At 66.9% G+C, this 21,265-nt stretch carries 17 protein-coding genes; 16 read left to right on the top strand and 1 reads right to left on the bottom strand.

Translation table 11 applies throughout. The annotated features are described in order from the left end of the window. Nucleotides 1-166: 166 nt before the first annotated feature. Entirely contained in the window at nucleotides 167-1,282 is a 1,116-nt protein-coding gene (locus PKKP23_RS06000; protein WP_420873193.1) for an alpha/beta fold hydrolase, read from the top strand. A 50-nt stretch (nucleotides 1,283-1,332) separates the two neighbouring features. Here the strand turns inward: PKKP23_RS06000 and PKKP23_RS06005 are convergent, their stop codons facing one another. Then, nucleotides 1,333-2,337: an LLM class flavin-dependent oxidoreductase gene (locus PKKP23_RS06005; RefSeq protein WP_126876196.1), complete on the bottom strand. Its 1,005-nt coding sequence runs from the start codon at nucleotides 2,335-2,337 to the stop codon at nucleotides 1,333-1,335. Between the two features lie 831 nt (nucleotides 2,338-3,168). Here PKKP23_RS06005 and hpnI point away from each other — a divergent pair. The 15 genes from hpnI to astD all read left to right on the top strand — a co-directional run bounded on the left by hpnI (nucleotide 3,169) and on the right by astD (nucleotide 21,257). Beyond that, nucleotides 3,169-4,401, top strand: a complete 1,233-nt coding sequence (hpnI, locus tag PKKP23_RS06010; protein ID WP_126876197.1) for a bacteriohopanetetrol glucosamine biosynthesis glycosyltransferase HpnI — start codon at nucleotides 3,169-3,171, stop codon at nucleotides 4,399-4,401. A gap of 297 nt (nucleotides 4,402-4,698) precedes the next feature. Next, nucleotides 4,699-6,120: a hopanoid biosynthesis associated radical SAM protein HpnJ gene (hpnJ, locus tag PKKP23_RS06015; protein ID WP_126876198.1), complete on the top strand. Its 1,422-nt coding sequence runs from the start codon at nucleotides 4,699-4,701 to the stop codon at nucleotides 6,118-6,120. Continuing rightward, on the top strand, nucleotides 6,120-6,998 hold the full coding sequence (gene hpnK / locus PKKP23_RS06020; RefSeq protein WP_126876199.1) for a hopanoid biosynthesis-associated protein HpnK: 879 nt from the start codon (nucleotides 6,120-6,122) through the stop codon (nucleotides 6,996-6,998). The genes hpnJ and hpnK overlap by 1 nt, the downstream gene beginning before the upstream one ends. After that, nucleotides 6,995-8,101: a lysylphosphatidylglycerol synthase domain-containing protein gene (locus PKKP23_RS06025; protein WP_126876200.1), complete on the top strand. Its 1,107-nt coding sequence runs from the start codon at nucleotides 6,995-6,997 to the stop codon at nucleotides 8,099-8,101. The genes hpnK and PKKP23_RS06025 overlap by 4 nt, the downstream gene beginning before the upstream one ends. Before the next feature lie 533 nt (nucleotides 8,102-8,634). Next, nucleotides 8,635-10,230, top strand: coding sequence for a rhodanese homology domain-containing protein (locus PKKP23_RS06030; RefSeq protein WP_126876201.1), 1,596 nt, complete (start codon nucleotides 8,635-8,637; stop codon nucleotides 10,228-10,230). Between the two features lie 403 nt (nucleotides 10,231-10,633). Further along, nucleotides 10,634-11,209, top strand: coding sequence for an outer membrane protein assembly factor BamE domain-containing protein (locus PKKP23_RS06035; RefSeq protein ID WP_126876202.1), 576 nt, complete (start codon nucleotides 10,634-10,636; stop codon nucleotides 11,207-11,209). 77 nt (nucleotides 11,210-11,286) lie between these two features. Then, entirely contained in the window at nucleotides 11,287-12,240 is a 954-nt protein-coding gene (locus tag PKKP23_RS06040; protein WP_017776462.1) for a patatin-like phospholipase family protein, read from the top strand. Between the two features lie 416 nt (nucleotides 12,241-12,656). Next, nucleotides 12,657-13,346, top strand: a complete 690-nt coding sequence (locus PKKP23_RS06045; RefSeq protein WP_017776463.1) for an ABC transporter permease — start codon at nucleotides 12,657-12,659, stop codon at nucleotides 13,344-13,346. Nucleotides 13,347-13,360: 14 nt separating this feature from the next. Continuing rightward, nucleotides 13,361-14,074 (top strand): ABC transporter permease, encoded by a 714-nt coding sequence (locus PKKP23_RS06050; protein WP_126876203.1) that lies wholly within the window; start codon nucleotides 13,361-13,363, stop codon nucleotides 14,072-14,074. Between the two features lie 86 nt (nucleotides 14,075-14,160). After that, nucleotides 14,161-14,952 (top strand): ABC transporter ATP-binding protein, encoded by a 792-nt coding sequence (locus PKKP23_RS06055; RefSeq protein WP_126876204.1) that lies wholly within the window; start codon nucleotides 14,161-14,163, stop codon nucleotides 14,950-14,952. Nucleotides 14,953-15,074: 122 nt separating this feature from the next. After that, the gene (locus tag PKKP23_RS06060; protein WP_126876205.1) at nucleotides 15,075-16,157 is read left to right on the top strand and encodes a GlxA family transcriptional regulator; all 1,083 of its coding nucleotides are present in this window, start codon (nucleotides 15,075-15,077) and stop codon (nucleotides 16,155-16,157) included. Nucleotides 16,158-16,290: 133 nt separating this feature from the next. Beyond that, on the top strand, nucleotides 16,291-17,538 hold the full coding sequence (locus PKKP23_RS06065; protein WP_126876206.1) for an aspartate aminotransferase family protein: 1,248 nt from the start codon (nucleotides 16,291-16,293) through the stop codon (nucleotides 17,536-17,538). A gap of 52 nt (nucleotides 17,539-17,590) precedes the next feature. Beyond that, nucleotides 17,591-18,754, top strand: a complete 1,164-nt coding sequence (aruF, locus tag PKKP23_RS06070) for an arginine/ornithine succinyltransferase subunit alpha (protein WP_126876207.1) — start codon at nucleotides 17,591-17,593, stop codon at nucleotides 18,752-18,754. Beyond that, the gene (gene astA / locus PKKP23_RS06075; protein WP_126876208.1) at nucleotides 18,751-19,791 is read left to right on the top strand and encodes an arginine N-succinyltransferase; all 1,041 of its coding nucleotides are present in this window, start codon (nucleotides 18,751-18,753) and stop codon (nucleotides 19,789-19,791) included. The genes aruF and astA overlap by 4 nt, the downstream gene beginning before the upstream one ends. Before the next feature lie 2 nt (nucleotides 19,792-19,793). After that, nucleotides 19,794-21,257 carry a succinylglutamate-semialdehyde dehydrogenase gene (astD, locus tag PKKP23_RS06080; protein WP_126876209.1) on the top strand — a complete coding sequence of 488 codons (1,464 nt, stop codon included), beginning with the start codon at nucleotides 19,794-19,796 and terminating at the stop codon, nucleotides 21,255-21,257. Nucleotides 21,258-21,265: the final 8 nt, after the last annotated feature.

The raw sequence follows: 21,265 nt of genomic DNA on the forward strand, positions 1-21,265 counted from the left end.
AGGCGGATTTGCCACGGGCAGGCGGTCGTTGCGGCGCAACACGCGGCGCTGCGGGAGCGCTGCGGGGACGCTGCACGCCGCTGCAGGAGCGGGCGAGGCCCGCTAGAATCGGCGCGGTCGTTCTGGCTGATACCCGTGCTGTCGTTCGTCAGGAGTCTGTGCCCTCATGTCCGTGTCTTCTTGCTTCGCCCGGTTGCGCCGTCCGTTGTGTGCGGCATCTTTTGGTGCGGCATCTTTTGGTTGGGCATCTTTGGGTGCGCGCGTTGCCGTTTGCCTTCTCGTATGCGCAGCGACCGCGCCGGCCGCTTTCGCCGCCTCGCCGGTTGCCAACGAGGGCCCCGCCTATGGCCCCGAGTTGCAGGGCTTCGACTATCCCGCGCCCGTGCAGCAGTTCGAGTTCACCTCGCAAGGCGTGGCGTTGCACATGGCCTACATGGACGTGGGGCCCGCGCAGGCCAACGGCCGCACGGTGGTGCTGCTGCACGGCAAGAACTTCTGCGCGGCGACGTGGGAAGGCACGATCCGCAGACTTACCGGCGCGGGCTACCGCGTCATCGCGCCCGACCAGATCGGCTTCTGTAAATCGAGCAAGCCCGCGCACTACCAGTTCAGCTTCCAGCAGCTCGCCCGCAATACGCATGCCTTGCTCGCTTCACTGGGCGTCGCGCGCGCCACTGTCGTCGGACACTCGACGGGTGGCATGCTCGCCGTGCGCTACGCGCTCATGTACCCGCGCGAGACGGAGCAACTGGTGCTGGTGAATCCGATCGGACTGGAGGACTGGAAGGCGAAGGGCGTGCCCTCGCTTTCCGTGGACGACTGGTACGCGCGCGAACTGAAGACCACCGCCGAGGGCATTCGCCGCTACGAGCAGGCCACTTACTACGCGGGCGAGTGGCGCAGCGACTTCGAGCCGTGGGTGCAGATGCTGGCGGGCCTCTATCGCGGGCCCGGGAAGGAACAGGTGGCGTGGGACTCGGCGCTGCTGTACGACATGATCTACACGCAGCCGGTGGTCTACGAGTTCGGACTGATCGAACCGCCTACGCTGCTGCTGATCGGCGACAAGGACACCACTGCCATCGGCAAGGACGCAGCGCCGCCCGAGGTGCGCGCGAAGATCGGCCATTACCCCGAGCTTGCGAAGGCGGCGGCGCGGGCTATTGCGCATGCAACGCTCGTCGAGTTCCCCGATCTGGGTCACGCGCCGCAGATGCAGGACCCGCAGGCGTTCCACAAGGCGTTGCTCGAGGGACTCGCGCAGTTGCCCGCGGCGCGCTGAGTTTCGACGGTCGTTCGATGGTGGTTCGACGGTCGTTCGATGACCCGATATCAGGCGCCAGCGCTCGCTGCCGCGATTTCATCGCGCACCTGCGCCGCGATCTCGAACGATCTCAGGCGCGCGGTGTGGTCGAAGATCTGCGCAGTGAGGATCAGTTCGTCGGCGCGGGTCTCTTCGATGATGGACGCGAGCCCCGCGCGCACGTCTTCGCGCTCGCCTACCACCGAGTACGAGAGCGAATGCGCGACGCCCGCGAATTCGAGTTCGGTGGCTTCGAGCGTGTCGACGGGCGGGGGCAGCAGTCCCGGCGTGCCGCGACGCAGATTCAGAAACTGCTGCTGGAGCGACGTGAAGAGCCGCCGCGCCTCGTCGGCGGTTTCGGCCGCGAACACGTTGACGCCCACCATCGCATAGGGCTTGGCCAGTTGCGCCGACGGCCGGAACTGGGCACGGTACAGCCGCAGCGCGTTCAGCAGGTAGTCCGGTGCGAAATGCGAGGCGAAGGCGAACGGCAGTCCGAGCGCCGCGGCGAGTTGCGCGCTGTAGAGGCTCGAACCCAGCAGCCACAGCGGCACGTCCTGCCCCGCGCCCGGCACGGCGCGAATGCGCTGGCCCGGCACCGGTTCGGCGAAGTAGCGCTGCAACTCCACCACATCGTCGGGAAACGAATCGGCGCTGGCCTGCAGGTCGCGCCGCAGGGCGCGGGCCGTCGTCTGGTCCGTGCCGGGCGCGCGGCCGAGCCCGAGGTCGATGCGGCCCGGGTACAGCGCGGCGAGCGTGCCGAACTGTTCGGCGATGACGAGCGGCGCGTGGTTGGGCAGCATGACGCCGCCCGAGCCCACCCGGATGGTGCGCGTGCCGCCGGCGACGTGACCGATCACGACCGAGGTTGCGGCGCTTGCGATGCCCGGCATGTTGTGGTGCTCCGCGAGCCAGTAGCGGCGGTAGCCCCAGCGCTCGGCGTGCTGGGCGAGGTCGAGCGTGTTGCGCAGCGCGTCCGTCGCGGTGGAGCCGGTGGCGATGGGCGCGAGGTCGAGAACCGAAAAGGGAATCATGGAAAGGGCGAGCCGGATCGTTTGCCGTGCGTGGTCCGTGAGCCGTTGATCGCGTCCGGGCTTGAGCAAAAGGGCGCAGAGGCGGCACCTGTGGACCCGAAGCGGTGGCGAACGGCCGGCGCAGCGCAGCAGGGTGAAGGAAAACCGATTGTGCCAAAGCGGCCCTGATCGCGCTGACGGCCGCCCGATGCCCCTGCGGGCTTCAGGGTCGGCGAGCCGGAATAGGGCGGCTCGAGGGGTGCCCACTACGCTCGCCCATAAAAGCGAGGCGATAAAACGGTTGTCTATGCGGGCAGGAATTTTTCGCCATTTCATCCGTGCGATTTTGGAAACTAATCACGCCCGATTTAGCCGCGTTGTTGCACCGTTGTAAAAAGTGCGAAAAAAGTCGTGTAAAAGCCTCAGTTCATGCGGGCCATCAGGCAAGCCGCGCGCGGCCCTGTTAAAATTTCGCCACCATGAATGGGCGTGCGGTTGCCATTCAACAGGAAGTGCGGCGCGAAGTGGGTCTGCACTGCCTGCCCCGTATTCGTAGCCCCTTTTTCCGTCGAGCCACGGAAAGCGCGTTGAGCCCGTCCGCCCATCCGGCAGGACCGAGCGCCGTTGTGCTTTCATTTGCCTGTCAGGTGGCCGAATCAATATTACGGTCAATTACGGGAACGCGGATCGCACGCCTTCAACCCGGCAGGCTGCCGGCGCCATGCCGGCGCGGCAGCTCATGTGCGGGGCGCAAGCAGAAGGAGTCGGGATCGTGCGAAAGAGCATTCCCAGCAATGTTTTACCGAACGGCCGTGCGGCCCGAGGGCGGCGCGCCGTGCGGGGTAGCGGCCAATGACGCTTCCATCGTTGCCTGTTTTGGAGTGGCTCGCCATTGCGCTGTGCTGCGTGGCCACGCTCTACGCCGTTGTCGCGGCGCTCGCCATGCCGTCGTTCGGTACCGCGCGCTTCACGCGCGAAGCCGTGCGGCGTGCCCGCGCCCAAACGCCGATGTCGGTCAGCGTGCTCAAGCCCTTGTGCGGCGCGGAGCCGCGTCTTTACGAAAACCTTGCAAGCTTCTGCGAGCAGTCGCATCCATGCTTCCAGCTGCTGTTCGGCGTGTCGTCGCCTGCGGACCCCGCGATTGCCGTGGTGCGCCGGCTCGAAGCCGCCTATCCGCACCTCGACATCGAACTCGTGGTGGACCCGCGCGTGCACGGCAGCAACCTCAAGGTCAGCAACCTCATGAACATGGTGGCGCGGGCGCGTCATGAGGCCATCATCATCGCGGACAGCGACATCGCCGTCGAACCGGACTACCTGAGCACGGTTACGGCGCCGCTCGCCAACCCCGAGGTGGGCGTGGTCACGTGCCTGTACCACGCGAAGAGCATTGGCGGCTTCTGGCCGCGCGTGGGCTCGCTTTTCATCAACGAGTGGTTCGCGCCCTCGGTGCGGGTGGCCCACGCGGCCGGTTCCCGCGATTTCGGCTTTGGCGCCACGCTTGCGCTGCGCCGCTCGACGCTCGCGAAGATCGGCGGCTTCGAGGCGCTCAAAGACTGCCTCGCCGACGACTACATGCTGGCCGAACACGCGCGCGAGCAAGGCCTTGCCACCGTGCTCGCGCCCGTGATGGTGGAAACCGACGTCATCGAGCCGAGCCTGCGCACACTCTGGCTGCGCGAAACGCGCTGGTTGCGTACCATCCGCTCGGTCAACCCGTCCGGGTTTGCGTTCCTGTTCATCACGTTCACGTCGCCGTGGCTGCTCGCGGGTGCGCTGTTCGCCTGGCTGCTGGATGGCAGCGGTGCCACGGCGGGGCAGCCGTTTGCGGCGAATCTGCTGGTGGCGAGCACGGTTGCGGGTATCATCGCGCGTGTTTTGCTGCATGCGCGCAGCGCGCGGCATGCCCGGGCGTTCTGGCGCGACCTGCCGCTCGTGCCGCTGCGCGATGGTTTGCTCGCGCTGCAGTGGCTCGGCGCGGTGTTCGGCACCCACGTGGTGTGGCGCGGCGCCCGGATGGCGGTGGCCAATCCGGTGACCGCGCAGCCGCGGCCTTCCGTGGTCGAGGTGTCGGACGGTCGCTGAGGGGCAGCGCTTGGGGGCGGCGCTTAGGGGCAAAAGGTCCCGAAGGCGAGGGCGGCCAGCTGTCGCAAGGCGCTGGCGCCACGCCCGAAGCGCGATCCCGAACACGAGGCCGCAGTGCGCCGCGCGCCCATCAGCATCGGTTAAGCAGGACGACGTAGGCTGCCCCTTCAGGCGCCCGCACCCCACGTGCAGGCAAGCGCCGCGAAGCCGAGGCACGACGTCGATAAAAGCAGGCGCGCCCGCACGGGCGCCATTCAACAAGAGTCTTCAGTTACAACGCAGGTTGCCGGAGCATTCATGAAAACGCTGTTTTTGCAGGCACCGTCCTACGACGGTTTCGACGGCGGCGCGGGTTCGCGCTATCAGGCCAAGCGCGAGATCCGCTCGTTCTGGTATCCCACCTGGCTCGCCCAGCCGGCTGCGCTCGTGCCTGGTAGCCGTGTCGTCGATGCGCCGGCCGACGGCCTGTCGGTCGAGGAAACGCTGAAGATCGCCAACGACTACGACCTCGTGATCATCCACACGAGCACGCCGTCGTTCCCGACCGACGCGATGTTCGCGCAGGACCTGAAGAAGATGAAGCCGTCGCTGCTGGTCGGCATGGTGGGCGCGAAGGTGATGGTCGATCCGCACAACTCGCTCACGGCGAGCGACGCAATCGACTTCGTGTGCCGCGAGGAATTCGACTACACCTGCAAGGAACTCGCCGAAGGCAAGCCGTTCTCCGAGATCAAGGGCTTGAGCTGGCGCGCGAAGGACGGCTCGATCGAGCACAACGAAGCGCGTCCGATCCTCGAGAACATGGACGAGCTGCCGTTCGTCGCGCCCGTCTACAAGCGCGACCTCAAGATCGACAACTACTTCATCGGCTACCTGAACTATCCGTACGTGTCCATCTACACGGGCCGCGGCTGCAAGTCGCGCTGCACGTTCTGCCTGTGGCCGCAGACGGTGAGCGGCCACCGCTACCGCACGCGCTCGGTCGAAAACGTGCTGGAAGAAGCGAAGTGGATCCGCGACAACATGCCGGAAGTGAAGGAACTGATGTTCGACGACGACACCTTCACCGACGACCTGCCGCGCGCCGAAGCCATCGCCATTGGCCTCGGCAAGCTCGGCATGACGTGGTCGTGCAACGCGAAGGCCAACGTGCCGTACAAGACGCTGAAGGTCATGAAGGAAAACGGCCTGCGCCTCTTGCTGGTCGGCTTCGAATCCGGCGACGATCAGATCCTCGTGAACATCAAGAAGGGCGTGCGCACCGATTTCGCGCGCCGCTTCAGCGCGGACTGCAAGAAGCTCGGCATCAAGATCCACGGCACCTTCATTCTCGGCCTGCCGGGCGAGACGCAGGAAACCATCAAGAAGACGATCGAGTACGCGAAGGAAATCAATCCGCACACCATCCAGGTGTCGCTTGCCGCGCCGTATCCGGGCACGACGCTCTACAAGCAGGCCGTCGAAAACGGCTGGATGGAAGAGAACAAGACGATCAACCTCGTGAGCAAGGAAGGCGTGCAGCTTGCAGCCATCGGCTACGCGCACCTCTCGCGCGAGGAGATCTACCACCACCTCGAGCAGTTCTATCGCCAGTTCTACTTCCGTCCGTCGAAGATCTGGGAAATCGTGCGCGAGATGCTGACGAGCTGGGACATGATGAAGCGGCGTCTGCGCGAAGGCGTGGAGTTCTTCCGCTTCCTGCGCGCGCACGAGGCGTAATGCAGTCCACCGGGCTCGCGCCGCAGCGTCCTTCCGGCCGGGTCCGCACGCTGATCATTACGGCGGACGACTTCGGCCTGCACGAGCGCGTGAACGAGGCCGTAGAGCGCGCGCACCGCGACGGCGTGCTCACGGCGGCAAGCCTCATGGTCGCCGCACCGGCGGCGCGCGACGCGGTGGAGCGCGCGCGCCGTCTGCCGCACCTGCGCGTGGGCCTGCACCTGGCGCTAGCCGACAGCGACGCCATGCTGCCGCCCGCGCAGATTCCCGCACTCGTCGATGCCAACGGCCGTTTCGGCAGCAACATGGTGCTGGACGGCGTGCGCTTCTTCTTTCTTCCGCATGTGCGTCGCCAGCTCGCGCGTGAAATCCGCGCGCAGTTCGAAGCGTTTGCCGCCACGGGCCTCACGCTCGATCACGTCAACACGCACAAGCATTTCCATCTGCATCCCACGGTGCTTTCGCTGATCCTCGAGATTGGCCGCGACTACGGCATGCGCGCCATGCGCCTGCCGTGCGAGGCCGATGCGCCGGCGTGGCTGCGGCCGTGGATCAGTCTCGTGCGGGCGCGGCTCGTGCGCGCCGGTATCGACCACAACGACTACGTGGTGGGCATGGCCAACACGGGCGGCATGGACGAGCAGGTCTTGCTCGACACGCTCGCGCGGCTGCCCGACGGCGTGGGCGAAATCTACTGCCATCCGGCGGCGCCTGCGGATTCGGGCGAGGGCCCGATCACGGCCTCCATGCATGCCTACCGCCACGCGGACGAACTCGCGGCCCTGCTGTCGCCGCGCGTGGCCGCCGCCATCGAAGCTGCGGGTGCGGTGCGCGGCGGCTTTGCCGACGTGTTCGCGCGAGGAGCACGCGCGTTATGAAATGGCTCAAGTGGATGGGCTTTCCCGTCGGTATTGCGATCCTGATCGCCCTCGTCGTGCACGAAGGCGCAAGCGACGTGGTGCACGTGATCGGGCAGGCCGGCCCCACGCTGCTGTGGCTCGTGCCGTTCCACGCGCTGCCGCTGCTGCTCGACGCCCACGCATGGCGGCTCTTGCTGGGCGGCCGCGCGCCGCTCGCGTTCCTCTGGTGGGTCGCGACGGTGCGCGAGGCTGTTTCGCGCCTGCTGCCTTCCGTGGGGGTGGGCGGCGAGATCGTCGGCATCCGGCTCGCGCGCTGGCAGGTGCGCGATGCGAGCCGCGTGAGCGCGTCCGTGATCGTCGAGGTGCTGATTACCATCGCGGTCCAATACGCGTTTTCGGCGCTCGGTCTCGTGTTGATCGTGGCGAGCACGCATCACTCGGATTCGCTGCGCACCATCGGGCTCGCGCTGCTGCTTTCGCTGCCGGTGCCGGTCATTACTGTGGCGCTGCTGCGTCGCGGCGGCATCTTTCACGCCATCGAACGCTGGGCGGGCCGGTTGCTCGGCGACGCGCATCCGCTCCTGCAAGGCATAGACGGCCAGAAGCTCGACGCCGACATCGACGCGTTGATGTGCCGTACAGGGCTCCTGTTCCGCTCGTTCGCGTGGCAGCTGGGCGGCTACATGCTGGGCGCGCTGGAGACCTACTGGGCGCTGGCGCTGCTCGGGCACCCCGTATCGATTGGCGGCGCGCTCGCCATCGAGGCGCTCACGCAGGCCGTGCGCCACGCGGCATTCATGGTGCCCGCAGGGCTCGGCATCCAGGAGGCCGCCGTGGTGCTGCTCGCGCAGATGTTCGGCGTGAACCACGAGGTGGCGCTCTCGCTCGCGCTCGTGAAGCGCATGCGCGAAGTGGTGTTCGGCTGCATGGCGTTGGCGTCGTGGCAACTGGCCGAACTCGTGCGCGGCCGGCGGCACGTGCGGCCGGCAGGCGCGACGCTGGCGGTTGCCGCGGCGAGCGCGGATGCGTCGCACACGGCCGGCGGCACGCGTGCCGCCAGCGAATCGCAACGCGCGGCGGGCCGCGACGACGAACAGCGCACGCGCGAGCAGGTCCGGTAGTTTTTCAGTACGTCCTTTCTGTGCTATCTGCACTATCTGGGCTTCGATCAACCCGTGCGGTGATCGTCCCCTCGTCTTTGTTGCCCTCGGCGGCGGCATCCCGTCTCTCACCTGAAACACGACGTGCGATCCGGAACGATATCGGCGCGCAGCTCATTGCGCACGCCGCGCTGTGCGGTGCGGAAATTGCGACGGCCTATCGCACACGGACCCCGCGCCGCTGTGTGGACCGCGCGCGAAAGCGGTGCGCAAAAACGCCTTTAAACAGGCATGGTCGATGCTTGAATGCCTCGCATCGGTGACATACGACGCCTGAACAGGGCTGTTCGACGCTCTGGGGTGACCGCGCACGGTCCGCATTCACGCTGATGGTGCATACGTCGCCGCGGCGGGTTTCGCCGGTGTCTTGCTCAGTACCGCGCCCGTGCCGCTGGGCGGGCCGAGGCAAGACGCCAGACCGAACCCTTGTTTCCCGCTATTTCGAAGCACGTGTTGCCGACTCTCTGGAACATTTCGAAGGAGCTTTCCGCGTCATGACCCGATTCAACACCCGTTCTTTTCAGGACGTGCGCCGCACACTGATCGAACGACGCGAAATTGCGTTGCTCGACGTGCGCGAGGAGCATCCGCACGCACAGGGCCACCCGCTTTTCGCTGCCAATCTGCCGTTGTCGAGGCTCGAACTCGACGCACCCGTGCGCCTGCCGCGCCGCTCGGTCCCCATCGTCGTGCTCGACAGCGGCGAAGGACTTGCCGCGCGCGCTGCGCAGCGTTTCGTCGAACTCGGCTATACCGACGTAGCGCTGTTCGAAGGCGGCCTGAAGGGCTGGACCGCCGCCGGCGGCGAACTTTTTCGCGACGTCAACGTGCCGAGCAAGGCGTTCGGCGAACTCGTGGGCACGGAGCGCCGCACGCCGTCGCTCGATGCGCGCACCCTGCAGGCCATGCTCGACCGCGAAGAGAACGTCGTCGTACTCGACGCGCGCCGCTTCGACGAATACCAGCTCATGAACATTCCGGGCAGCATCAGCGTGCCCGGTGCGGAACTCGTGCTGCGCGCGCGGCAGATTGCGCGCGATCCTACGACGCACATCGTGGTCAACTGCGCGGGCCGCACGCGCAGCATCATCGGTGCGCAGTCGCTGATTAACGCCCGCGTGCCGAATCCAGTCAGCGCGCTGCGCAACGGCACCATCGGCTGGAGCCTGGCGGGGCAGCCGCTCGCGCATGGCAGCGCGCGCCGCTATGACGCAGCGCTCGACGACGTGCTGCGCCTCGAAGCCGCGGACCACGCCCGCGCCCTCGCGGACCGCGCCCGGGTGGGCCGCACGACGCGCGACGAGGCACGCCGCTGGGCCGACGAGCGCGTGCGGACGATCTATCGCTTCGACGTGCGCTCGCAGGAGGAGTACGAAGCGGGCCACGTGCCCGGCTTTCGCCATGCACCCGGCGGGCAGCTCGTGCAGGAGACCGACACGTTCGCGCCCGTGCGCGGCGCGCGCGTGATTCTTGCGGACAACGACGGCGTGCGCGCGAACATGACCGCGTCGTGGCTCGCGCAGATGGGCGTGGAGGTCTATGTGGCCGACGGCCTCACGCGCGGCGATTTCAGCGAGGAGGGACCCACCACCGCCGTGCGCGATGCACTCGCGGCCCCCGTCGCTCAGGAGGTGACCCCCGCGGAACTCGCGTCGTGGTTACACGAGCCGGGCACCGTCGTGATCGATCTGACCACGAGTACGAACTACGTGAAGCGCCACATTCCGGGCGCCTGGTTCGCCATTCGCTCGCTGCTGGCCGATGCCGTGCATCAGCTGCCGCAGGCGCGCCGCTACGTGCTCACGTGCGGCACCAGTACGCTTGCGCGCTTCGCCGCGCCGGAACTCGCGGCGCTCGTGGACGGCAAGCCCGTGCACGTGCTCGCGGGCGGCACGGCTGCGTGGATCGACGCGGATCTGCCGGTGGAAGCGCGCGAGACGCGGCTCGCTTCGCCGCGCATCGACCATTACCACCGTCCTTATGAAGGCACCGACGTGTCGCGCGACACGATGAACGCCTACCTCGAATGGGAGTGCGGGCTCGTCGCGCAACTCGCGCGCGACGGCACACATGGTTTTTTCGTGATCTGAGTGTCGAACGGCCGGTGGCCGGCGTGTGTGTCCGCATGCACGCGTGTACGCGGGTGATGCGCGAAATTGGTGTAAACGCGGTCTCGATAAATGCCGGTGTTGAGTCTAGATTGTGGGGCACCGAGACACACCGAATAGTCGAGGGACCAGCAAGCCGCGTGAGACGGCCCATCAATCACGGGGATGGCGCGCAGGTCGGAGGCATTCGCCTCCGACCGTGTGCGTCATCTGCGCTCATCCGCTTTCCGCCGCCCGGTTCGCGCATGTCGCGAGCCTGAAGCGTTCGTCGCTTCTTCGTCGCTTCTTTGTCCCTCCTTCGTCCCTTCTCGCTGTTTTCCCCCGCACACGGTTATGCTGTCGGACATTGCGTTTGGCGCACGCCCGTTCGTGCATGCATTCGACCATGTTCAACCCACACCCTCGCAGGTGGTTCGCGCGCGTGATGCTCATGACCGCGCTGGCCGCCAGCGTCACGCTAGGCGGCTGCGATAGCCGCGAAGGCGACCGGCTCGTGCAGAAACTCAAAGCAATCTTCAACGCCATCAAGCCCGACTTCCTGTTGCTGCGCGGCCTCACGCCCGGCGTTTCCACTGAAGAGCAGGTGCGCGACCAGATGGGCCGGCCCGAGACCGAACGCGTGTTTACCGACGGCTCGAAGCGCCTCGAATATCCGCGCGGCCCGCAAGGGCTCAACACCTACATGGTCGATATCGATCGGGACGGCAAGCTCAGCGCCATCACGCAGGTGCTCACGGCCGAAAACTTCGCGAAGATTCGCCCCGGCATGAGCGAGGACGAAGTGCGCCGCCTGCTCGGCAAGCCCGGCGAGATCGCGGTGTATCCGCTCAAGCCCGAAACGGTGTGGAGCTGGAAGTGGCGTGAAGGCGGGGTCAACGAAGAAGCGTTCTTCAACGTGCACTTCGGGCCCGATGGCCGCGTCTCGACCACCTCGCGTTCCGACATCATCCGCGGACATTAGCGATACTGGCAGCGTACCGGCGACATGTGGGGATAGACCCGCGACCTACGCCTGATCGAAGAGGACCACACAGACTCATGCAACGCAGAATTCGACCTCCGCGCATCGCGCTCGTGCTCGGCGGCGGCGCCGCACGCGGCTGGGCTCATATTGGCGTGATCCGCGCGCTGCACGAGGCAGGCATCAAGCCCGACGTCGTGTGCGGCACGTCGATTGGCGCACTGGTGGGCGCCGTGTACGCGAACGGCGACCTCGACTGGCTCGAAGAATGGGTGGGCCGGCTCACGTGGCAGGCCGTGGTGCGCCTGCTCGACCCGCGCTTCACGGGTGGCGGCCTGCTGGGCGGCCGCAAGCTCATCAATCTCTTCGCCAACCGCTTCGACGGCTGTCTGATCGGCGAGTTGAAGATGCCGTTCACGGCCGTGGCCACCGAACTCGATACGGGCCGCGAGGTGTGGCTCCAGGAGGGCAGCGTGGTGGACGCGGTGCGCGCTTCCATTGCGATTCCGGGCATCTTCACGCCGATCTGGCATGACGGCGCCTGGCTCGTGGACGGCGGGCTCTCGAATCCGGTGCCGGTTTCGGCGGCGCGCGCGCTGCGCGCCGACTGCGTGATCGGCGTGGATCTCAATCACGACATCCTCAATGGCCGCGATCTGGGCGGCGCCGTGGACGACACGCCCGTGCCCGACCCCGACGCGCCGCCGCCCGTCGCGCTGCGCCGCAACGGCAAGCCGTTTCCGCGCTGGCTCCAGCCCGGGCCGCAGACTACTGATGTGCGCGTGCGGCCCGCGCCGGGCGCACGCGTGCCGTCGCTGCTCAACTCCATTGCGCAGAGCATCGACATCATGCAGGTGCGCATCACGCGCAGCCGCCTTGCGGGCGAGCCCGCGGACATCATGATCCAGCCGCGCCTGGGCGGCATGGGCATCTTCGATTTTCACCGCGCGGCGCCTGCCATCGAAGAGGGCAAAGCCGCTGTGGCCTACATGATGCCGGCCATCCGCGCGCGGCTGGGGCTGGACGGCTGAGGCCGAAGCCGGAAAGCAAGCGGGCCAGGAAACCGGAAGAACACAAGGCGGCGCGGGCCCTCCGGTGGGCTCGCACCCGTTGCCGGTCTATCGAAAAAGCGACCGCAAACTTGCGAATTTGCGGCGCGCCGACAATGGCTGCAGTCGCTTGACGGCGCGGTGAAGCCCGCCGTGGCGCGGCCTGGCGAGCCGCCATCGCGTCACGCGAACTTATTGCGTTGCAGCATCGCAACCGCGTCCGATTGAGCAATTCATTTTCGCTTGCGAGTATCCGCGCCATGCAGCACGGTGGCCCGTTGCGGCAAGGCCTACACGGCCTGCGTGGCCCGGCCTGCGTGGCCCGGCCTGCGAGGCCCGGCCTGCGAGGCTCGACCTACGCAACCCGCCCCGAACAAAATACCCACGGAGACAACCCAGTGTTCCTGTACGGCTTCGGCCCGATACTTCTTGCCGGCACGGTCCAGACCATCGAGCTTTCCGTGCTCTCGCTCGCTGCGGCCGTGTTGCTCGGCCTCGTGGGCGCCGCGGCGAAGCTCTCGTCGAACCGGCCGCTCGCCGCGGCCGGCACGGCCTACACCACGCTGATCCGCTCGGTGCCCGACCTCGTGCTGATGCTGTTGCTCTTCTACAGCATCCAGATTGCGGTGAACAACGTGACGGACCTGCTCGGCTGGGACCAGATCGACATCGACCCGTTCGTGGCCGGCGTGCTCACGCTCGGCTTCATCTACGGCGCGTACTTCACCGAGACCTTCCGCGGCGCCTTTCTCGCCGTGCCGCGCGGCCAGCTCGAAGCGGGCTACGCCTACGGCATGAGCGGCGCGCGCGTGTTCGCGCGCATCCTCTTTCCACAGATGATGCGTTTCGCGCTGCCCGGCATCGGCAACAACTGGCAGGTGCTCGTGAAGGCCACGGCGCTCGTCTCCATCATCGGGCTCGCCGACGTCGTGAAGGCCGCGCAGGACGCGGGCAAGAGCACCTTCAACATGTTCTTCTTCATTCTCGTGGCGGCGCTCATCTATCTCGCCATCACGACGGTTTCGAACGTCGTGCTGCTGTGGCTGGAACGCCGTTATTCGACCGGCGTGCGGCACGCGGAACTGTAAAGGCTCAGGCGACCATGATCGAAATCCTCACGCAATTCGGGCGCGCGTTTCTCTACTGGGACGGGCAGCGCCTCTCCGGTCTTGCCGTGACGCTGTGGCTGCTGGTGGCTTCGGTGGGCATCGGCTTCGTGATGGCCGTGCCGCTCGCCGTGGCGCGCGTCTCGAAAAAGCGCTGGATCTCCACGCCGGTGCGCTTTTACACGTACGTGTTTCGCGGCACGCCGCTCTACGTGCAACTGCTGCTCATCTACTCGGGGCTCTACAGCCTCGAGTTCGTGCGCTCGCACACCGTGCTCGACGCGTTCTTTCGCAGCGGCTTTCACTGCGCCATTCTCGCGTTCGCGCTGAACACCTGTGCCTATACGACCGAGATCTTCGCGGGCGCCATTCGCGCCACCTCGCACGGCGAGGTGGAAGCGGCGCGCGCCTACGGCATGACGTGGCTCACGATGTACCGGAGGATTGTGTTACCGTCCGCGCTGCGCCGCGCCCTGCCGCTGTACAGTAACGAGGTGATCCTGATGCTGCATGCCACCACCGTTGCGTTCACGGCCACCGTGCCGGACGTGCTCAAGGTGGCGCGCGATGCGAACTCCGCCACTTACGCCTCGTTCGAGTCGTTCGGGCTCGCGGCCTTGATCTACTGCGCCGTATCGTTCGCGCTCGTGGCGGCGTTTCGCCGCGCCGAACGCCGCTGGCTCGGCTATCTCGCCGTGCGGCGGCACTGAGATTCAAGACACCGAAGCAGTGAGTCAACGGGTTGACCCTGCCGGCCCATATGGCTGCCGGCCCGCATTCTGACTGGGAGAGCATCTTGCCCCAAACCACGCAAACCGAAACCTGCAAGCTGAGCGCGCAGGACATCCACAAGCGCTACGGCGACAACGAAGTGCTCAAGGGCGTCACCCTCAACGCGAAGAAGGGCGACGTGATCAGCATCATCGGCGCGAGCGGGTCGGGCAAGAGCACGTTCCTGCGCTGCATCAATTTTCTGGAGCGGCCCAACGCGGGGCAGATCGTCGTCGACGGCGAGACCGTGCGCACGAAGGCCGACCGCTACGGCAACCTCGAAGTGGCGGACCACAAGCAGTTGCAGCGCATCCGCACGAAGCTCGCCATGGTGTTTCAGCACTTCAACCTCTGGGCGCACATGAACGTGCTGGAAAACGTGATGGAAGCGCCCATTCACGTGCTCGGCGTGCCGCGCCGCGAAGCCGAAGACCGCGCCCGCGAGTACCTCGAAAAAGTGGGCCTCGCGCCGCGCGTGGAGAAGCAGTATCCGTCGCATCTTTCGGGCGGCCAGCAGCAGCGTGTGGCGATTGCGCGGGCGCTGGCCATGCATCCGGACGTGATGCTGTTCGACGAGCCGACGTCGGCGCTTGACCCCGAACTCGTCGGCGAAGTGCTCAAGGTGATGCAGAAGCTTGCCGAGGAAGGCCGCACGATGATTGTCGTGACGCATGAGATGGGCTTTGCGCGCAACGTCTCGAATCACGTGATGTTTCTGCATCAGGGCCGCACCGAAGAAGAGGGCACGCCCGGCGACGTGCTCGGCGCGCCGAAGAGCGAGCGTCTGCGGCAGTTCCTGTCGGGCAGCCTCAAGTAAGGGCGCGCGGCGGTGGCCGTTACCACCGTTACCACCGTCGCCGCTGTTGCCGCTGTTGCCTTTTGAGCAGCATTCCCCATCGCTGTTTTCCCACTCCACACCGCACTCGCGCTGACTTCACGATGGCCCGCACGTCCAGCCCCGCTCGCACCACGCAGGTGGCCATCGTCGCCTTGCCGCCCGTGTCGATGTCGGGCGTGGGGCCCATTGTCGATACGCTCAATCTCGCCAACGAGATCGATGGCCGCGCGCTGTACCGCTGGCAGGTATGCTCGTGGGACGGCCGGCCCGTGCCGCTTGCGGGCGGCGCGCACTGGGCCGCGGACGCCGCGTTCGGCGACGCGCTCGCGTGCGACTGGCTGATCGTCGTGAGCGAGCGCTTTCAGCAGTTCGCCGACTATCGCCTCTTTCTCGCGAGCCTTGCGCGCGTGGGGCAGCGCACGCCGCTCGTGTCGGGCATTCATCACGGCGTCTGGTGGCTCGCCATGGCCGGACAACTGTCGGGCTACCGCGTGAGCGTGAACTGGGAGGCTTACCAGCAATTCGCCGAGCAGTTCGAGCGCTCCATCGTCACCCAGCAGATCTTCGAGATCGACCGCGATCGCGCCACCTGCGCGGGCGGCCAGGCCACGCTCGACTTCATGCTCGCGATGATCGGCCGCGAGCACGGCCCGGAGCTGGCCGAGCGCATTGCCGATGCAATGGGCACGGGCGCGATTCGCAGCGGCGAGGAGCGTCAGCGCATTCCGTTCGTGACGGCGCCCGGCGAGCGGCATCCGCGCCTGAACGACGCGCTGCTGCTCATGGAAGCGAACATCGAAGACCCGCTGACCACCGACGAAATCGCGAATCTCGTCGGCGTATCGCGCCGGCAGCTGGAGCGGATTTTCCGGCAGTACCTCGGGTCCATGCCGTCGAAGTACTACCTGGGCTTGCGGCTCGCCAAGGCGCGCACGCAGTTGCAGCGCACGAGCAAGTCGGTGGTGCAGATCAGTCTCGCGTGCGGGTTTTCGTCGGCGGCGCATTTTTCGAACGCGTACCGCGAGCGCTTCGGCGTGACGCCGCGCGAGGACCGGCGCAACTGGATCGAAAAGCAGCACGGCGGGGCGGCGGGCGAGGGCGGCCGGCCAACCCGGTTGACGGCCGACGAGCCGCGCGCCACGGCGCTGATCGAACGGCCCGACGAAGACGGCTTCGAGCGCTGAGGGTGCATCGCGCATCGCGGCATGCAGGAACGGCAAGCCCGATAGAACGCGTCGCCTTCACGCAAGACGGTACCGGCAGGGTTTCCTACACTACTTTCATTAGCGCCTCGCGCGACTTCCCACAGGATTGGCCATGAACGACCTGACAGTGACCCGACAGACCTTCGACGAAGTGATGGTGCCCGTGTTCTCGCCCGCGGCTTTCGTGCCGGACCGCGGCGAGGGCTCGCGCGTGTGGGACACCGAAGGCCGCGACTACATCGACTTCGCTGGCGGCATCGCGGTCACGGCGCTCGGCCACGCGCATCCGGCCCTGCTCGACGTGCTGCGCGAGCAGGGCGGCAAGCTCTGGCACATCGGCAACGGCTATACCAACGAGCCCGTGTTGCGCCTCGCGAAGCGTCTCGAAGCGCTGACCTTCGCCGACCGCGCGTTCTTCGCGAACTCGGGCGCGGAGGCGAACGAGGCCGCGCTCAAGCTCGCGCGCCGCGTCGCGTTCGACCGCTTCGGCGCCGACAAGTACGAGATCGTTTCCTTCACGCAGTCGTTTCATGGCCGCACGTTTTTCACCGTGAGCGTGGGCGGCCAGCCCAAGTATTCCGAGGGCTTCGGCCCGGTGCCCGAGGGTATTCGCCATCTGCCGTACAACGACATCGCGGCGGTGAAAGAGGCGATCGGCGCGAAGACGTGCGCCGTGATCGTGGAGCCGGTGCAGGGCGAGGGCGGCGTGATTCCTGCCGACCCCGTGTTTCTGCGCACATTGCGCGAGCTGTGCGACGCGCACGGCGCCGTGCTGATTTTTGACGAGGTACAAACGGGCGTGGGCCGCACGGGCCACTTCTACGCGTATCAGGGCACGGGCGTGACGCCCGACATCCTCACCACGGCGAAGGCGCTCGGCAACGGCTTTCCGATCGGCGCGATGCTCACCACGAACGAACTCGCCGCGCACTTCAAGGTGGGCGTGCACGGCACGACGTACGGCGGCAATCCGCTCGGCGCGGCTATCGCGGAAAAGGTGGTGGAGATCGTGAGCGACCCCGCAGTGCTCGCCGGCGTGAACGAGCGCGGCGAAGCGATTCGCGCGAAGCTCGCGGCGCTCAACGCGCGCTTTGGCATCTTCCGCGAGGTGCGCGGCAAGGGTCTGTTGATCGGCGCGGAACTGACCGAAGCGTGGCAAGGCCGCGCGAAAGACTTCCTCACCGCTGCGGCGAAGCGCGGCGTGATGATGCTGATTGCCGGCCCCGACGTGCTGCGCTTCGCGCCGTCGCTCATCATGCCGATGGACGACCTGAACGAAGGCTTCGCGCGCATCGAACAGGCTATCGAAGACGTGGTCGGCACCGCTTCGAGCGTTGCGGCCGAAGCCGCGGCGCGCTGAACGGCACGCCGAACGGCGCGCTTCGCGCATTCATCCACCTACTGGAACGACGATGCTATTCGTACGCCCCGCGCGACTGGCCGATCTGGACGCGATCGCCCACATGGCACGCACCGCGCAGCCGGTGCTGCATTCGCTGCCGCACGACCGGCAGGCGCTGGAGGCGCGCATCGCGCTCTCCGAAGATTCGTTTCGCGCCGACGTCGATTTCCCCGGCGAAGAGTTCTACCTGTTCGTGCTCGAAGACAGCGAGACGGGCCACCTGCTCGGCACGGCGAGCATCGTGGCGGCGGCCGGTTACTCCGAGCCGTTCTACGCGTTTCGCAACGACGCGCTGATTCACGCGTCGCGCGAACTGCACGTGAACCGCAAGATTCACGCGCTCACCATGTCGCACGAACTGACGGGCAGGAGCCGGCTGGCGGGCTTCTATATCGAGCCGTCGTTGCGGGCAACGGCGGCGGCGCATTTGATGTCGCGCGCCCGCATGATGTACATCGCGGCGAACCGCAAGCGCTTCACGCCCGAGGTCTTCTCGCTGCTGCTCGGCGTGACGGACGAATCGGGCGTCTCGCCGTTCTGGGAAGCCGTGGGCCGCAAGTTTTTCGGGCGCGACTTCCGCGAGATCGAAGTGGCCTCGGGCGGGCGCAGCCGCACCTTCATCGCCGAAGTCATGCCGAGCTATCCGCTCTATGTGCCGCTGCTGCCTGAAGCGGCGCAGCGCGTGCTGGGCGAGCCCGACGAGAAGGCGCTGCTCGCGTGGGAGATTCATCTGGAGGAAGGCTTCGAGACGGACCGCTTCGTCGATATCTTCGACGCCGGCCCCGTACTCACGGCGCAGGTGGATCGCACGGCGTCGGTGCGCAGCAACGAAACGCGTGCGGTGCGCGAAGACGGTGAAGCGTCGGCGAGCACCGCAGCGTACCTCGTGGCCCGCAACCATGCCGACGACTTCCGCTGCGTGCTGGCCGAACTGCCCGTGCCGGTGGAGACCCACAGCCACACGACCCGCGGCGACGCCTGCACGAGCCGTCACCGCGGGGAGGCAAACGCACCGCTCACCGCCGCCGCGCGCGCGGTACTCGGCGTGCAGGAAGGCGACGCCGTGCGCTGCGTGCGCCTGCATCGCGACGCAGAAGGCGCGGAAGATGCGCAAGACACACAAGACAGCGGCCCCTACCCAACCAGGGACGAACCGATGGGAGACGCACCATGATCGTCGTTCGCGTCGTGCAGACGGGCGATGTGGATGCGCTCGTCGGGCTCGCCCAGGAAACGGGGCCGGGCCTCACCACGTTCAAGCCGGACCGCGAGGCGCTCGCCGCGCGCATCGCGCGAGCTCTGCGCACGATGGAAGACCGCGCCGAGCCGTACGAGAAGGGCTACTTCTTCGTGATGGAAGACACGGCCACGGGCGACGTGGCGGGCGTGTGCGGCATCGAAACCGCCGTGGGCCTGCAGCAGCCGTTCTACAACTACCGCGTGAGCACGGTGGTGCACGCGAGCCAGGACCTCGGCATCTGGACGCGCATGCGCGCGCTCAACATCTCGCACGACCTCACGGGCTACGCCGAAGTCTGCTCGCTGTTCCTCTCGCCGCGCTATCGCACGAGCGGTGTGGGCGGGCTGCTTTCGCGTTCGCGCTTCATGTTCATCGCGCAGTTTCGCGAGCGCTTTCCGCAACGCATCTGCGCCGAATTGCGCGGCCATTTCGATGCGGACGGCACCTCGCCGTTCTGGCGCGCGGTGGGCTCGCACTTCTATCAGATCGACTTCAACGCCGCGGACTATCTGAGTTCGCACGGCCGCAAGTCGTTTCTTGCGGAGCTGATGCCGCGTTATCCCGTCTACGTCGAACTGCTGCCCGAGGAGGCGCAACGCGCCGTGGGCCTCACGCACAGCGACACGCTGCCCGCGCGCCGCATGCTCGAAGCCGAAGGGCTGCGCTACGAGAACCACGTCGACATCTTCGATGCAGGTCCGGTGCTCGAATGCCATATCGCCGACCTGCGCACGGTGCGCGAAAGCGTGGTCGTGCCGGTGGAGATCGTCGCGGCACATGAGCCTTCGAGCGAAGCGGCGCAAGCCCGCTCGCTGGTATCGAATACGTCGCTTGCCGACTTTCGCGTGGGCATCGCGCCGGGCGTCGTGGAAGAAGGCGTGTTCCGCCTCTCGCCCGACGAAGCCGCCGCGCTGCGCGTGGCCGCGGGCGACCCCGTGCGCGTGCTGCCGCTCAAACAGAAACAGGGATGACCATGAACGAGCTTTTCATCGACGGCGAATGGGCCGCCGCCAGCGGACCCGCCTTCGCCTCGCGCAACCCCGGCACCGGACAGACCGTGTGGGAAGGCCGCAGCGCATCGGCCGAAGACGTGGACTATGCCGTGCGCAGCGCGCGCCGCGCGTTCGCCGCGTGGTCGCACACGACGCTCGACGAGCGTTGCGCGATCGTGCGCCGGTTCGCCGCGCTCATCAACGAACGCAAGGAAACGCTGGCCGAAGCCATTGGCCGCGAAACCGGCAAGCCGCTCTGGGAGGCGCGCACGGAAGTGGCGTCCATGGCGGCCAAGGTCGAGATCTCGATTCAGGCCTACCACGAGCGCACCGGCGAAAAGCGCACGCCGATGGCCGACGGCGTGGCCGTGCTGCGGCATCGTCCGCATGGCGTCGTGGCTGTGTTCGGTCCGTACAACTTCCCGGGGCATCTGCCGAACGGGCACATCGTGCCGGCGCTGATCGCGGGCAATACGGTGGTGTTCAAGCCTTCGGAACTCGCGCCCGATGTGGCGCGGGCCACGGTCGAAGTGTGGCAGGCCGCGGGCTTGCCGGCGGGCGTGCTCAACCTCGTGCAGGGCGAGAAGGACACCGGCGTGGCGCTCGCGAATCACCGGCAGATTGACGGCCTGTTCTTCACGGGCAGCTCGAACACGGGCACGCTGCTGCATCGCCAGTTTGGTGGGCGGCCCGAGATCGTGCTCGCGCTGGAGATGGGCGGCAACAATCCGCTCGTGGTGGCGCCCGTGGCCGATCTCGATGCAGCCGTGCATCACACCATTCAGTCCGCGTTTCTTTCGGCGGGGCAGCGCTGCACGTGCGCGCGCCGCATTCTCGTGCCGCGCGATGCGTTCGGCGACCGCTTCGTCGAACGCTTTCGCGACGTAACCTCGCGCATCGAAGTGGGCGAGTACAACGCCGACCCGCAACCGTTCATGGGCGCCGTGGTCTCCGCGCGCGCCGCGGCGCGGCTCGTGGAGGCGCAGACGCATCTGCTCGCGAACGGCGCCAAGGTGCTGCTGAAGATGGAACAGCGCGACCCGTCGCTCGGCTTCGTGAACCCCGCGATTCTCGACGTAACGAACGCGAGCGATCTGCCCGACGAAGAGCACTTCGGCCCGCTCGCACAGATCGTGCGCTACGCGACGTTCGACGAAGCGATGGAGCGCGCCAACGACACCGCCTACGGTCTCTCGGCGGGCCTGCTCGCCGACGACGAAGCGCTCTGGGCGCGTTTTCGCGGCCAGATTCGCGCGGGCATCGTCAACTGGAACCGGCCGACCAATGGCGCCTCGAGTGCCGCGCCGTTCGGCGGCACCGGACGCTCCGGCAACCATCAGCCCAGTGCGTATTACGCGGCGGACTACTGCGCCTACCCGATGGCGTCGGTGGAAAGCGCCGAGTTGCACATGCCCGCGAGCGTTTCGCCGGGCCTTCATTTCTGAGGATCGAC

This window comes from Paraburkholderia kururiensis JCM 10599 = LMG 19447, from assembly GCF_003986935.1.
Classification (GTDB): domain Bacteria; phylum Pseudomonadota; class Gammaproteobacteria; order Burkholderiales; family Burkholderiaceae; genus Paraburkholderia; species Paraburkholderia kururiensis.

Excerpts from the sequence above, each read along its gene's own strand:
- hpnK (WP_126876199.1), top strand. The coding sequence starts at position 6,120 with ATGCAGTCCACCGGGCTCGCGCCGCAGCGTCCTTCCGGCCGGGTCCGC.
- PKKP23_RS06060 (WP_126876205.1), top strand. The coding sequence starts at position 15,075 with ATGGCCCGCACGTCCAGCCCCGCTCGCACCACGCAGGTGGCCATCGTC.
- aruF (WP_126876207.1), top strand. The coding sequence starts at position 17,591 with ATGCTATTCGTACGCCCCGCGCGACTGGCCGATCTGGACGCGATCGCC.
- astA (WP_126876208.1), top strand. The coding sequence starts at position 18,751 with ATGATCGTCGTTCGCGTCGTGCAGACGGGCGATGTGGATGCGCTCGTC.
- PKKP23_RS06065 (WP_126876206.1), top strand. The coding sequence starts at position 16,291 with ATGAACGACCTGACAGTGACCCGACAGACCTTCGACGAAGTGATGGTG.
- PKKP23_RS06005 (WP_126876196.1), bottom strand. The coding sequence starts at position 2,337 with ATGATTCCCTTTTCGGTTCTCGACCTCGCGCCCATCGCCACCGGCTCC.
- PKKP23_RS06025 (WP_126876200.1), top strand. The coding sequence starts at position 6,995 with ATGAAATGGCTCAAGTGGATGGGCTTTCCCGTCGGTATTGCGATCCTG.
- astD (WP_126876209.1), top strand. The coding sequence starts at position 19,794 with ATGAACGAGCTTTTCATCGACGGCGAATGGGCCGCCGCCAGCGGACCC.
- PKKP23_RS06000 (WP_420873193.1), top strand. The coding sequence starts at position 167 with ATGTCCGTGTCTTCTTGCTTCGCCCGGTTGCGCCGTCCGTTGTGTGCG.
- PKKP23_RS06050 (WP_126876203.1), top strand. The coding sequence starts at position 13,361 with ATGATCGAAATCCTCACGCAATTCGGGCGCGCGTTTCTCTACTGGGAC.
- PKKP23_RS06035 (WP_126876202.1), top strand. The coding sequence starts at position 10,634 with ATGTTCAACCCACACCCTCGCAGGTGGTTCGCGCGCGTGATGCTCATG.
- PKKP23_RS06040 (WP_017776462.1), top strand. The coding sequence starts at position 11,287 with ATGCAACGCAGAATTCGACCTCCGCGCATCGCGCTCGTGCTCGGCGGC.
- hpnI (WP_126876197.1), top strand. The coding sequence starts at position 3,169 with ATGACGCTTCCATCGTTGCCTGTTTTGGAGTGGCTCGCCATTGCGCTG.
- hpnJ (WP_126876198.1), top strand. The coding sequence starts at position 4,699 with ATGAAAACGCTGTTTTTGCAGGCACCGTCCTACGACGGTTTCGACGGC.
- PKKP23_RS06030 (WP_126876201.1), top strand. The coding sequence starts at position 8,635 with ATGACCCGATTCAACACCCGTTCTTTTCAGGACGTGCGCCGCACACTG.